The sequence below is a fragment of the Citrobacter sp. Cpo147 genome (assembly GCF_030332405.1).
Classification (GTDB): domain Bacteria; phylum Pseudomonadota; class Gammaproteobacteria; order Enterobacterales; family Enterobacteriaceae; genus Citrobacter; species Citrobacter portucalensis.
The window spans coordinates 15285-28212 of sequence record NZ_JAOWHX010000025.1; the positions used below are offsets into that span (position 1 = coordinate 15285).

Annotated in this window: 11 protein-coding genes; 2 read left to right on the top strand and 9 right to left on the bottom strand. The window is 53.2% G+C overall.

Annotated elements, in window-relative coordinates:
* Positions 1-74 precede the first annotated feature (74 nt).
* From ubiB to udp, 5 genes are all read right to left on the bottom strand, one after another.
* A complete protein-coding gene (gene ubiB, locus OGY06_RS00575) occupies positions 75-1715 on the bottom strand; it encodes a ubiquinone biosynthesis regulatory protein kinase UbiB (protein WP_003828916.1) in 1641 nt (546 codons plus the stop codon).
* A complete protein-coding gene (ubiJ, locus tag OGY06_RS00580; RefSeq protein WP_286604448.1) occupies positions 1712-2317 on the bottom strand; it encodes a ubiquinone biosynthesis protein UbiJ in 606 nt (201 codons plus the stop codon). Before ubiJ ends, ubiB begins: the two co-directional genes overlap by 4 nt.
* 13 nt (positions 2318-2330) lie before the next feature.
* Positions 2331-3086 (bottom strand): bifunctional demethylmenaquinone methyltransferase/2-methoxy-6-polyprenyl-1,4-benzoquinol methylase UbiE, encoded by a 756-nt coding sequence (ubiE, locus tag OGY06_RS00585; protein ID WP_003017897.1) that lies wholly within the window; start codon positions 3084-3086, stop codon positions 2331-2333.
* A gap of 94 nt (positions 3087-3180) precedes the next feature.
* Positions 3181-4611, bottom strand: a complete 1431-nt coding sequence (gene rmuC / locus OGY06_RS00590; RefSeq protein ID WP_122973913.1) for a DNA recombination protein RmuC — start codon at positions 4609-4611, stop codon at positions 3181-3183.
* A 140-nt stretch (positions 4612-4751) separates the two neighbouring features.
* Positions 4752-5513 carry a uridine phosphorylase gene (udp, locus tag OGY06_RS00595; protein ID WP_003828923.1) on the bottom strand — a complete coding sequence of 254 codons (762 nt, stop codon included), beginning with the start codon at positions 5511-5513 and terminating at the stop codon, positions 4752-4754.
* 265 nt (positions 5514-5778) lie between these two features.
* Here udp and OGY06_RS00600 point away from each other — a divergent pair, with 265 nt between their 5' ends.
* Positions 5779-6585 carry a dienelactone hydrolase family protein gene (locus OGY06_RS00600; RefSeq protein WP_003828924.1) on the top strand — a complete coding sequence of 269 codons (807 nt, stop codon included), beginning with the start codon at positions 5779-5781 and terminating at the stop codon, positions 6583-6585.
* Between the two features lie 96 nt (positions 6586-6681).
* Here the strand turns inward: OGY06_RS00600 and metE are convergent, their stop codons facing one another.
* Positions 6682-8943 (bottom strand): 5-methyltetrahydropteroyltriglutamate--homocysteine S-methyltransferase, encoded by a 2262-nt coding sequence (gene metE, locus OGY06_RS00605; RefSeq protein WP_193134882.1) that lies wholly within the window; start codon positions 8941-8943, stop codon positions 6682-6684.
* A gap of 248 nt (positions 8944-9191) precedes the next feature.
* Here metE and metR point away from each other — a divergent pair, with 248 nt between their 5' ends.
* Positions 9192-10145 carry an HTH-type transcriptional regulator MetR gene (gene metR, locus OGY06_RS00610; RefSeq protein WP_003828928.1) on the top strand — a complete coding sequence of 318 codons (954 nt, stop codon included), beginning with the start codon at positions 9192-9194 and terminating at the stop codon, positions 10143-10145.
* Here metR and OGY06_RS00615 read toward each other — a convergent pair.
* From OGY06_RS00615 to pldB, 3 genes are all read right to left on the bottom strand, one after another.
* Positions 10033-10932, bottom strand: coding sequence for a carboxylate/amino acid/amine transporter (locus OGY06_RS00615; protein WP_003828930.1), 900 nt, complete (start codon positions 10930-10932; stop codon positions 10033-10035). The genes metR and OGY06_RS00615 overlap by 113 nt on opposite strands.
* An 82-nt stretch (positions 10933-11014) precedes the next feature.
* Positions 11015-11812: a sugar/pyridoxal phosphate phosphatase YigL gene (gene yigL / locus OGY06_RS00620; RefSeq protein WP_003828932.1), complete on the bottom strand. Its 798-nt coding sequence runs from the start codon at positions 11810-11812 to the stop codon at positions 11015-11017.
* Between the two features lie 15 nt (positions 11813-11827).
* Entirely contained in the window at positions 11828-12844 is a 1017-nt protein-coding gene (pldB, locus tag OGY06_RS00625) for a lysophospholipase L2 (protein WP_149335741.1), read from the bottom strand.
* Positions 12845-12928 lie beyond the last annotated feature (84 nt).

Here is a 12928-nt window from a genome sequence, read left to right on the forward strand (position 1 = left end):
GTTCCTCTGTCATAGATGATGAATTAATAAGGCCGTAGTATACGTTACACGACCTGCCTTGGGCGATGAAAAATTCAGCGCATTTTGCGCCAGCCGATCAACCAGGCTATGACGCCTCCCGCCATTAACCAGCCCGGCATAAGCCCCCACTCAGGGCGGCTTACCAGCAGGAATGTTCCACTTAGCAACAATGTTGCGCCAATGCCCAATAAATAACGGGATTGTCCCTGGCGTACATGATTCGCGTGAAGCTCGCGGGCAATCTTATCAACACTGTGCTGTAAATATTTGCCCTGGCGCAAACTGTCATACACCAGTTCAGGTATTTCTGGCATTTTTTCGACCCAGAACGGTGCTTTTTCTTTAAATGCCCTAACGAGCGCCGGAATACCGACCTGATCTTTAATCCAGGATTCGAGGAATGGCTTAGCCGTTTTCCACAAATCTAACTGCGGGTAGAGTTGTCGTCCGACACCTTCTACGTACAGCAGCGTCTTCTGGAGCAATACCAGTTGAGGCTGAACTTCCATATTGAAGCGGCGCGCAGTGTTGAACAGATTCAGCAGCACGTGACCAAAGGAAATCTCCGCCAGCGGTTTTTCAAAAATCGGCTCGCACACGGTACGAATGGCAAATTCAAACTCTTCTACGTTGGTATCCGGCGGAACCCAACCAGAATCCACGTGCAGTTCAGCAACTTTGCGGTAATCGCGGTTAAAGAACGCAATGAAGTTTTCAGCCAGGTAACGCTTATCTTCTTTGTTTAAAGAGCCCACAATCCCACAATCAATACCAATGTATTTCGGGTTTTCAGGGTGCTCATAACTGACAAAAATGTTCCCGGGGTGCATATCCGCATGGAAAAAGCTGTCGCGGAATACCTGAGTAAAGAAGACCTGAACACCACGCTCGGCCAACAATTTCATATTGGTGCCGTTCTTCTCAAGCGTGGTGACATCTGAAACCGGGATGCCGTAAATGCGCTCCATCACCATCATGTTCTGACTACAATAGTCGGAATACACTTCCGGGATGTACAGCATCGGACTATCTTCAAAATTACGTCGTAGCTGAATGGCGTTCGCCGATTCGCGCAGCAGATTCAGTTCATCGATCAACGTTTTTTCATATTCACGGACGACTTCTGTTGGTCGCAGGCGACGCCCATCTGGCAGCAGACGAGGAACCCAACGAGCCAGGCGGTAGATCAGTTTTAAATCCGCTTTGATGACCGGAAGTATGTCCGGGCGAATAACTTTGATCACCACCTCTTTGCCATTCGATTTCAACCGCGCAGTGTGGACCTGAGCAACAGACGCAGATGCCAGCGGCGTGATCTCAAAATCATCAAACCATTCCTCGACGGGCAGCCCGCCCATAGCCTCTTCGATTTGTTTTTTCGCTCTAAGCCCATCGAACGGGGCAACCCGATCCTGCAATAGCGCAAGCTGATCGGCGATGTGCGGAGGGAAAAGGTCACGACGGGTAGAGAGCATTTGCCCAAACTTGATCCACACCGGGCCGAGTTCCTGTAAAGCCAGTCTCAGCCTTTCTCCCAGCGGTTTATCTTTATGTCGGTTGGGCATCCAGAACAACGAGTAACGCCACAACCGAAGCGGCAGCGTGATTCGCATTTTGGGGATGAGTTCATCAAGACCGTAGCTTAAAAAAGTGCGAATGATGAAATAAAGGCGCCGTACTTCACCTGGCGTCATTTGGCCTCCAGTTTTTCCAGCCGTTTGGCCAGAGATTCAACCGCGCGCTCAACGGCTGCCGTTTCTTCAGCAAACCATGCAACCTCTAGTGGACCAGGAGCCATGCGCCACTCTTCAGTGATCGCTTCGGCGACATAGCGCTGCTGGCGCTGAAAGTTATGGCACAGGAACTTCGCTCCACCACGCAAGACTTTGCTGACCCCTTCTGCGACGATATCGCCGGTATAGGGTGCTAACAGTTCTGCAGGATCCAACTCCGCCAGATCGGCCAGCGCAACAAAGTTCTGTACTACCTGGATATCGCCCTGGACTTCCAGCTCACCGCTGCGGATAAGCGTGGTGAGTTGCTGTCGGTCACGCAATTTCGGTAACACACTGGCATATGTGATTATGGTGCAATCGGCTTCGCCTTCCCATGCCCCCAGCACATCGACCTGGCGCTCGCTAAACACCAAGGCTAACGGTGTTGAAAATCCTTTGAGATCAACACGCAGCACCTTCCCTTGTAAACGCGTTCTGGCTGACTTCAGCGCAGGAGAACGGTACAGAAAGGTGTTGAGCATATTTTCAACGCCTGCGGTTACTAAGGGTTTTAAAGGCATCCCCACTCTCCTGTCAGAACTTGTAACCACGATGCAGCGCAACGACACCTGCTGTCAGGTTGTAGTAATCAACGCTTTCGAACCCGGCATCTTGCATCATTGCTTTTAAGGTGTCCTGATCGGGATGCATACGGATGGACTCCGCCAAATAACGGTAGCTGTCCGCATCGCTTGCTACCATTGAACCTATGCGCGGCAGAACATGGAAAGAGTATGCGTCGTAGGCTTTGCTCAACGGTTCGATGATGGGTTTGGAGAATTCCAGCACCAGTAGACGTCCGCCCGGCTTCAATACGCGGTACATGGAGCGCAATGCTTTGTCTTTATCCGTTACGTTGCGCAGACCGAAAGAGATGGTGATGCAGTCAAACGTGTTGTCAGGGAAAGGTAATGCTTCCGCATTCGCCTGAACGTACTCAACGTTACCTACCACGCCAATATTACGCAGCTTTTCGCGACCCATTTTGAGCATTGAGTCATTGATATCCGCCAGCACAACTTTGCCGGTTTCACCAACCATGCGAGAGAATTTCGCCGTCAGATCGCCGGTACCGCCTGCTAAATCGAGAACGGTTTGCCCGCGACGCACGCCACTGCAATCAATGGTGAAGCGCTTCCACAAACGATGAATGCCAAATGACATTAAGTCATTCATAACGTCATATTTAGACGCCACAGAATGAAAAACGTGGGCCACCATGTCAGCTTTCTGCTCTTTAGCGACGGTCTGAAAGCCAAAGTGCGTCGTTTCTTGTGAATTATCCACCATCTCAGTGCCTGCTCATCCAAAAAATGTTCGAGAAGTGTAACAGATTGGGCCAATTTGCCCTACCCTTCTACCGGGTTCAACTACCCCAAATGGACTAGTTTGATTGCTGATTTATCGCTTCATCCTCGGGGTAAGACGCATCTTGTTGCGTCTCAGGGACCGAGCGCAAGCGGTATTCTTCATCCTGTGTAGTAGCTTGTTCAGCCAGCTCAGGATTAATCTCGCGCTTAATTTCCACGCCTAAACTACGAAACGCTTCTGCCTGCGACAGGACGTTTCCACGACCGGAAGAGAGTTTTTTCATCGCCTGTCGGTAGTTGTCCTGGGCTTTGTCCAGGCTTTGGCCTATTGCCGACATATCATCCACAAACAACCGCATCTTGTCATAAAGTTTGCTGGCCCGATCGGCAATTTGTTGCGCATTACGACTCTGATGCTCGTAGCGCCACAGGTTGGCGATCGTGCGCAATGCCACCAACAGCGTGGTAGGACTCACCAGCATAATGTTATTTCTAAGTGCTTCGGTAATCAGTTCGGGCTGTCTGTCGAGCGCCAGCAAAAAAGCGGGCTCAACGGGGATAAACATCAACACATAGTCAAGCGTACGCAGCCCAGGAAGCTGCTGATAATCTTTGCGACCCAGTAGTCGAATATGGTTGCGCACCGAGGCGATGTGCTCCTGCAATGCACTTTCGCGGGTGTATTCATCTTCTGCGTTAAAATAGCGCTCATAGGCGACCAGCGTCATTTTCGCATCGATCACCACATCTTTACCCTGCGGTAGCCGAACGATGACATCAGGCTGCATTCGCGAACGGGCGTCGTTTTCGATGCTAACCTGGGTTTCATATTCATAACCTTCACGCAGACCAGAGGCTTCGAGTACCCGCGTGAGTACGACCTCTCCCCAGTTACCCTGCGTTTTGTTATCGCCTTTTAATGCCCGCGTCAGGTTTACCGCTTCCTGCGCCATCTGCGCATTCAGTTGCTGGAGATTACGAATTTCGTGCGCCAGGGTATGGCGTTCTTGCGCCTCTTTACCAAAGCTATCCTGAACCTGGCGACGAAAACCGTCCAGTTGTTCACGAAGCGGCGCAAGCAGGCTGTTCAAACTTTGGCGATTTTGCTCATCAACACGGCGGTTGCTGTGCTCAAAAATACGATTCGCCAGATTTTCAAACTGTTCGCTCAGACGCTGTTCGCTGTTGATCATCTGGCGGATTTTATCTTCCGCATGCTGTTGGGTTGCTTCCAGCCGGGTAGTGACTTCACGGAGATCGGCTTCCAGAGAGGTGTTGATACTGTGCAGACTGCGTAATTCGTTATTGAGTAGTTCGCACTCATCACGCCAGTGAGCTTCCTGCGAGAGCTGCTGGCGAGCGGCGCTTAGCGCAATATCCAGTTCACGTCGCTCTTCGATGAGGTCGGCACGGATTTGATCGGCGCGTGCTTTTGTCGCCAGCCACCCTACCAGTAGCCCTGCGGCTAACGCCAACACGGCACTCATCATAATTGAAATATCCACAACGCCCCCTTACAGCAACGACTTACCCGCACAAAATAGAATTGTGCTGTATAAACGTCCAGTTTAAAAGGAATTTCCTGCGAGGCACTACGCAAAATAAAAAGACCGAACGCGTCGGCCTTTTTGAATAGAAGGGGGAATTACAGTAAACGACGCGCGGCTTCAACCACGATTTTCACCGCGTGACTTTCCGTTTGTTTCATCGTTTCCGCATTAGGGATCTCTTGCTGAGTACGGTTCACGATAACACCTGCGACCATACCGGCACGCAGACCCTGGCTTGCGCACATGGTCAGCAGCGTAGCAGATTCCATTTCGTAGTTCATGACGCCCATAGACTGCCACTCTTCCATTGAGCCTTTGAAACGGCTCACGACGCGACCAGAGAAGGTGTCATACCGCTCCTGGCCCGGGTAGAAGGTGTCAGAAGACGCGGTGACCCCCACGTGAGTGGTGGCGCCGATAGATTTCGCCGCTTCCACCAGCGCGGTGGTGCACTCGAAGTCCGCAACGGCCGGGAATTCCATTGGTGCGAAGTGCAGGCTTGCGCCGTCCAGACGAACAGATGCAGTGGTAACCAGTACATCACCTACGTTGATATGCGGCTGGATAGCGCCAGTCGTACCGATACGCAGGAAGGTACGAATGCCCAGCTGTGCCAGTTCTTCTACGGCAATAGAGGTGGACGGGCCGCCGATACCGGTAGAACAAACGATCACGGCTTTACCATCCAGCTCAGCACGCCAGGTAGTGAACTCGCGATGAGATGCCAGCTTAACCGGCTTATCCATCAGCGCGGCGATCTTTTCCACACGCTCCGGGTCGCCAGGGACGATAGCAAGCGTAGCCCCTTGTAAATCGTTCTTAGTGAGGCCGAGATGAAAAACATCAGACTTAGACATAAAAACTCCTCTGTGAATCGGTTTTGTCAGAAGAAGCAAAAACACACTTTACCGAAGGCATAAACATATTTTCGTGACAGTCATCACTATGATGTAAATCAATTGCATTCAATTACCATCAAAAAGTGATTAATGTCACATAAATGATGTGATGTAAGGAAGCCCTGCACAAAAGATAGCCCGTTTAAGGCAATGTGGTTCGTTGCATGTGTCTATAGTTAACAATGCGCTTTTTTGCTGAATATTTAAGGGTACGGAGAATACCATGACAACACGACAATCTGGCTTTGCACCTGCTGTATCTCCACCGACGTCTACCACGGTTCACACCCCGGATAATGCAATTATCGCCGGTGTAACGTCCATACCTTCACAAGGCGATGATATGCCAGCGTATCACGCACGACCAAAACAGACTGATGGCCTGCTGCCCGTAGTCATTGTCGTGCAGGAGATTTTTGGTATTCATGAGCACATTCGTGACGTTTGCCGTCGTTTGGCTCTGGAAGGGTATCTGGCTATCGCACCAGAACTCTATTTTCGCGAAGGCGATCCCAATGACTTTGCCGATATCCCTACGCTGCTTAGTGGCCTTGTCGCCAAAGTGCCCGACTCTCAGGTACTGGCCGATCTGGACCACGTCGCTAGCTGGGCCTCCCGCAACGGAGGAGATGCACACCAGTTGATGATCACCGGATTTTGCTGGGGTGGGCGCATCACCTGGCTGTATGCCGCACATAATCCGCAGTTAAAAGCGGCCGTGGCGTGGTATGGCAAACTGGTGGGTGATAAAACCCTCAACTCGCCAAAACATCCCGTTGATATCGCAACCGATCTTAACGCCCCCGTTTTGGGGCTTTATGGCGGCCAGGACACCAGCATTCCGCAAGATACCGTTGAAACAATGCGCCAGGCACTGCGCGCCGCCAATGCTAAAGCGGAAATCGTGGTCTATCCCGATGCCGGACATGCGTTCAACGCCGATTATCGCCCGAGCTATCACGAAGAGTCCGCGAAAGACGGTTGGCAGAGAATGCTGGAGTGGTTCGTGCAATACGGTGGGAAGAAATAAACGTTAATTGCCCGGTGGCAGCGACGCCTGACCGGGCCTACAACTATTGCGATTTCCTGTAACCCGGGTAAGCCCCAGCGCTTCCCGGGCACCGAATTACGCCTGACGCAAATTCTGCGCCGCTTTGACCATGTTCGCCAGCGCGGCACGGGTTTCCGGCCAGCCGCGGGTTTTCAGGCCGCAGTCCGGGTTCACCCACAGACGTTCTGCTGGAATGCGCAGCTCGGCTTTCTTCAACAGGGCTTCAATCCACTCCACGCTCGGGACGTTCGGCGAGTGAATATCGTATACGCCCGGCCCGATTTCGTTCGGATAGTCGAACTCTTCAAACGATTCCAGCAACTCCATATCAGAGCGCGAGGTTTCAATGGTAATCACGTCCGCATCCAGCGCCGCAATGGAGTCCATGATGTCGTTGAACTCGCAATAACACATGTGGGTGTGGATCTGGGTTTCATCCTTCGCTACCGCCGCGTTAATGCGGAAGGCTTCCACGCCCCACTCCAGATACGCCGCCCAGTCGCTGCGACGCAGCGGCAGACCTTCGCGCAGTGCCGGTTCATCAATCTGGATGATGCCGATACCCGCCGCTTCCAGATCCGCCACTTCATCACGCAGCGCCAGCGCAATCTGCTTCGCGATGGTTTCACGCGTCACGTCTTCACGCGGGAATGACCAGCAGAGAATGGTCACCGGACCGGTCAGCATGCCTTTTACCGGTTTGTCGGTCAGCGACTGGGCATATTTCGCCCACTCCACGGTGATCGCTTCCGGGCGGCTGACGTCGCCAATCACCACCGGCGGCTTCACGCAGCGAGAGCCGTAGCTCTGCACCCAACCGTTCTGGGTGAAGACGAAGCCGTCCAGGTGTTCGCCAAAGTATTCGACCATGTCATTACGCTCGGCTTCACCGTGTACCAGCACGTCGAGACCCAGACGTTCCTGTTCAACAATCGCCTGTTTAATATGTTCCGCAATTCCGGTGCGATAGTTACCGGCATCCAGGTTGCCCTTTTTGAAGTCCAGCCGCAGGCCGCGAATTTCCGTGGTTTGCGGGAATGAACCGATAGTCGTAGTCGGCCATGCCGGCAGATTAAAGCGGGCACGTTGCGCCTCGGCACGAACCGGGTAAGCATTAGCGCGCTGGCTGTCCTGGGCGGTGATTGCCGCCAGACGTTTTTCCACTGCGGCGTTGTGTACGCGGGTAGAGTGACGACGAGCCTGAATCGGTGCGCTCCACTCGACAATTGCCGCCGTATCACCGCTATTCAACGCATCGCGCAGCAGCGCCAGCTCGCCGCATTTTTGCAGGGCGAAGGCAAACCAGCTCTTCACTTCTGCATCAAGGCGGGTTTCAACACTGAGATCGATTGGGCTGTGCAGCAGGGAGCAGGAAGAAGCCACCCACAGGTTACGTTTCCCGACGATATCTTTGATTTGTGCGTATTTTTCGCTGAGATCGGCACGCCAGACGTTGCGGCCGTTCACCAGCCCCGCTGACAGCAGCCAGTCGGCAGGCAGACGTTTATGCAACTCGGCTGCATCATCTTTGCCGTGCACGAAGTCAACGTGCAGTCCCTGCACCGGCAGGGCGGTAATGGTATCCAGGTTTGGCGTTACGCCTTCGAAGTAGGTGGTCAGTAGCAGCTTCACCTGACCCGTCAGCGCGTCATAAGCTGGTTTGAAGACCTCCAGCCACGCTTGCGGCAATTCCAGCACCAGAGCGGGTTCGTCAATCTGCACCCACTCAATACCGCGTTTCGCCAGCTCGGCCAGCACCTGCTGGTAAACCGGCAGAATGTCGTTCAACAGGCTCAGACGGTCAAACTGCTCGCCTTTCACTTTACCCAACCACAGGTAGGTTACCGGCCCCAGCAACACAGGCTTCACCTTGTGACCGAGCGCCAGCGCTTCGTCCACTTCATCCAGCAGTTGGGTCCAGGTCAGTTTGAACTGCTGACCTTTAGTGAACTCTGGCACCATATAGTGATAGTTGGTGTTAAACCATTTGGTCATTTCTGCCGCCGCTGCGGGTTCACCCGTTGGTGCGCGGCCACGGCCAATGCGGAATAAGGTATCGATATCGACCGAGCCGTCTTTATTTTGATGGCGAGCCGGAACGTTGCCGAGCAGCAGGCTGGTGGTCAGCACGTGATCGTACCAGGCAAAATCACCCACCGGCAGCAGGTCAACGCCCGCCTGCTTCTGCTGATCCCAGTGGCGGGCACGCAGCTCGCGGCCAACGGTCAGCAAATCTTCACGGGAAGAATTTCCCGCCCAGTAGCTTTCTTGCGCTTTCTTCAACTCGCGACGCAGGCCAACGCGAGGGAAACCGAGGGTGTGATTCAATATTGTCATTTTTCTTCCTCTCTTATTTTATTGAATCTGAAGCAAAAACTCTAAATAGTTCGGTTTGCAGGAAGGCGGCGACACAGCGCATCCCCAGGAGCTTACTGAAGTAAGTGACTGGGGTAAGCGAGGAAGCCAACGCATCTGCAAGCCGAAATATGACGAGTTTTGGACGTCCAGATGTTTACACATCCATAATTGGCGGTTACTGTATATTCCTCAAGCGCAATTTATTCATGCCGAAGTGAAGGACTTTCATGATCGAGATTAAACACCTGAAAACGCTCCAGGCGTTGCGGAATAGTGGTTCTCTGGCAGCCGCAGCGGCGACGTTGCATCAGACCCAATCCGCCCTTTCTCACCAGTTCAGCGATCTGGAGCAGCGCCTTGGCTTTCGACTTTTTATCCGTAAAAGCCAGCCTCTGCGCTTTACGCCGCAGGGAGAAATCCTGCTGCAGTTAGCCAGTCAGGTATTGCCGCAAATTGGTCGTGCGCTGCAGGCCTGCAACGAACCGCAGCAAACCAGGTTGCGAATCGCGATTGAATGTCACAGTTGTATTCAATGGCTGACGCCCGCGCTGGAGAATTTTCGTGCTAACTGGCCGCAGGTGGAGATGGACTTTAAATCCGGCGTGACGTTCGATCCGCAACCAGCGCTACAGCAGGATGAGCTGGATCTGGTGTTAACCTCCGACATCCTGCCGCGCAGCGGATTGCACTACTCGCCGATGTTCGATTTTGAAGTCCGCCTGGTACTGGCGCCTGACCATCCGTTGGCTAGCAAAACGCAAATCACGCCAGAAGATTTGGCCAGCGAGACGCTGCTCATTTACCCGGTGCAACGGAGTCGACTGGATGTATGGCGGCATTTCCTGCAACCTGCAGGCGTTAGTCCGTCGCTGAAAAGCGTGGATAACACCTTGCTGCTGATTCAGATGGTTGCAGCCAGAATGGGTATCGCGGCGTTACCGCACTGGGTGGTGGAGAGTTTTGAACGCCAGGGCCTGGTAGTGACCAAAACCCTGGGTGATGGATTGTGGAGCCGACTGTACGCCGCCGTGCGTGATGGCGAGCAGCGACAGCCGGTCACAGAAGCGTTTATTCGCTCAGCGCGGAATCACGCCTGCGATCACCTGCCGTTTGTACGGAGTGCGGAACGACCCACTTTCGATGTACCCACAGTGAAGCCACTATCACAGCCGCACCAATGATGAAGCTTGGCCAGTGAGGTTGTTGATGCCAGATAGCCAGGTTAACCAACAGTCCGGCAGGGACATGCATATTGTTCATGATGCCCAGCGTGCCCGCATCCACCTGGGTCGCACCGTAGTTCCACATAAAGTAACCAATGCCGGACGCCGCCACGCCAAGAAAGACCAGAATTCCCCACTGTAGCGTGGTTGCAGGCATTTTCTGCGCATTGCCCAGCATGAACCAGGCCACGACAGCCACCATAAAGGCGCCCATATAAAACCAGGCAAAGGCGTTGTGCTGCGGCATTGGCCGCGTCTCCATCAGACGTTTATAGCCCACCATACCAATGGCAAAGCTGATATTGGACAACTGCACCAGCAGCAGACCGGTCCAGAAGTGGCTGGTCACCTGATCGTAACGAATGATCCCCGCACCAATCACCGCCAGTAACGCACTAAAGGCGTAACTCCAGCGCAGACGACGTCCGCTCATCAGATCATAAATCAGCGTAATGTAGAGCGGCGTCAGCACGGTAAAGAGCAGCAGTTCTGAAACCGTCAGGTACAGATAGGCGTGAAAACTCAGCATGTACATAATGCCAAGCTGCATGGCACCCACCAGCATATACAGCCCGATCGTTTTTACGCTGTGCCCACGAGTACGTAGAAACGGCAGGAACACCAGCGCAGCCAGCCCAACGCGCACCAGCACCGCAAAATAGCTATCGACATGACCGGCAAGGTACTCGCCAAACAGGCTAAAGGAAAAGGCCCACAGAATTGTGGTAATGATGAGTAACGCCACAATGGATGTCTCTTAACAAAAGGTACACCCATTGTAGCGAAGTTTTTAGTTGACAACTGGTCAACTAACGAACAGAAGGTTACTACAAAAACAGTTCACGCAGATAGTGTGGCACGGCATCGTCGGCATTAAGACCAATGACTTCCAGTTCCGGGTGCAGATCCTTCAGGCGCTGGTGGGCGTTGCCCATGATGCAGCCTTTACCTGCCATGGAGAGCATTTCCGCATCGTTCATCCCGTCGCCAAAGGCGATGCAGTCTTTCAGGCTGTAGCCCATCGCTTTTGCTACCGCTTCCAGCGCATGACCTTTCGATACGCCGCCAGCCATAACTTCCAGACAGGTAAGCGTAGAGAAGCTGACGTTGACGCGATCGCCCCAGCGGGCGTTAATCGCCTGCTCCAGCGGCAGTAGCCTTTCGTGAGAGTCGGTGGTGAAGAACACTTTGCTGACGCCCTCAGGCTCCAGTAATGCAGGTTCAAACAGTGAATAGTTAAACACCGCTTCTTTGAAGAAACGCATTTCGTCCGGACGATGGCGATTCATAAACCACTCATCATCACGATATACGTTGGTCACGATGTCCGGGTTTGCATTCACTACGCCAAACAGGTCGCTGGCAATATCGCGATCCAGGTTATGGGAAAACACCAGATTCCCGTCAGAATCATGCACGCGCGCGCCGTTGGACGTGATCATGTAGGTTTTAATGCCGAGGTTATCGCGAATTTGCCCCACATCAACATGATGACGGCCAGTCGCAAACACGAAGTTAACGCCGCGAGCGGTCAATAACTTCAGCGTCTCTTTGGCATAAGGGGACAGAGTATGGTCGGGAGAAAGCAGCGTACCGTCTAAATCAGACGCAACAACCTGATACATAAGAAAATTCAACCTCTAGGCAAAGCGGGTTCCGCTGGATGAGTTATGCTTGTCGAAAAATTCGACAATAGCGTTAAGCGCGACTGAGCGCATGGCGTCCTTTTCAAAAAGGATCTCATGGTACGCGCCTTTGATGACAAGCGGCTGCCCCCCTTCTACAGGATGGCCCGCTGCAGCGCGGAGTTCACAAAAACGATCGTGCATGCGGTTATCTACCACCCGCTCTTCTTCAGCCTGAATCAGCAGCGTCGGCGTCGCATCATCCCCGGCACCAGCCAAAACCTGTTCGCCAGCCAGAATCCCTTCACGAACCCAGTGGTAGGTGGGGCCGCCAACGCGCAGTCGCGGCTCATCCGCATAGAAGCGCAGATTGCGCCGATAGCGCTGTCGACTATGGGTTAACGCATTCATACTGAACGGCAGCGCCCGCCAGCGCCCGGTTCCCATCGCATAGCCTTCGCGGATCCGCGGATGCCCTTCAGCCCAGTCCAGAATATGGCGCACCATCCAGTCGGGAAAGCGCATCACAATACCAAACATCGGCGCACAAAGCGCGATAGCATCACACTGATTCGGGTGGCGTTGCAGGAATAACGTCGCAATCGCCCCGCCCATTGAATGCGCCAGGATATAGCGTTTTCTCCATGGGCCGGGTAGCACTTCCTGCTGCCAGAAGGCGGTTAGATCGTCGACATAATCATTAAAGTTATCGACATGACCGCGATGCGGATCCGAAAGCATACGCCCGGAACGCCCTTGGCCACGGTGATCGATAATGAGAACGTCAAAACCAGAATGAAACAGGTCATACGCCAGTTCAGCGTATTTCACGTAGCTTTCAATGCGTCCAGGACAGACGACGATGACGCGATCGTTTTTTTCTGCATGAAAACGAACAAAATGTACGGGAATATCATCCACGCCCGTAAATTCCGCTTCTTCCCGCTGACGCCAGAAATCTGTCAGTGGCCCCATGGAAAAAGCAGCAAACGCGTTTTCTCTTGTTTCCCAGTCTTTTTGCTGCTGAAACATCGGGTATCCAGCCTCGCTGACCAAGTAAAATCGTTTTTTTCGCCGTCACTGACACAACCTAACGGCAGTAGCGTATTGTGGCAT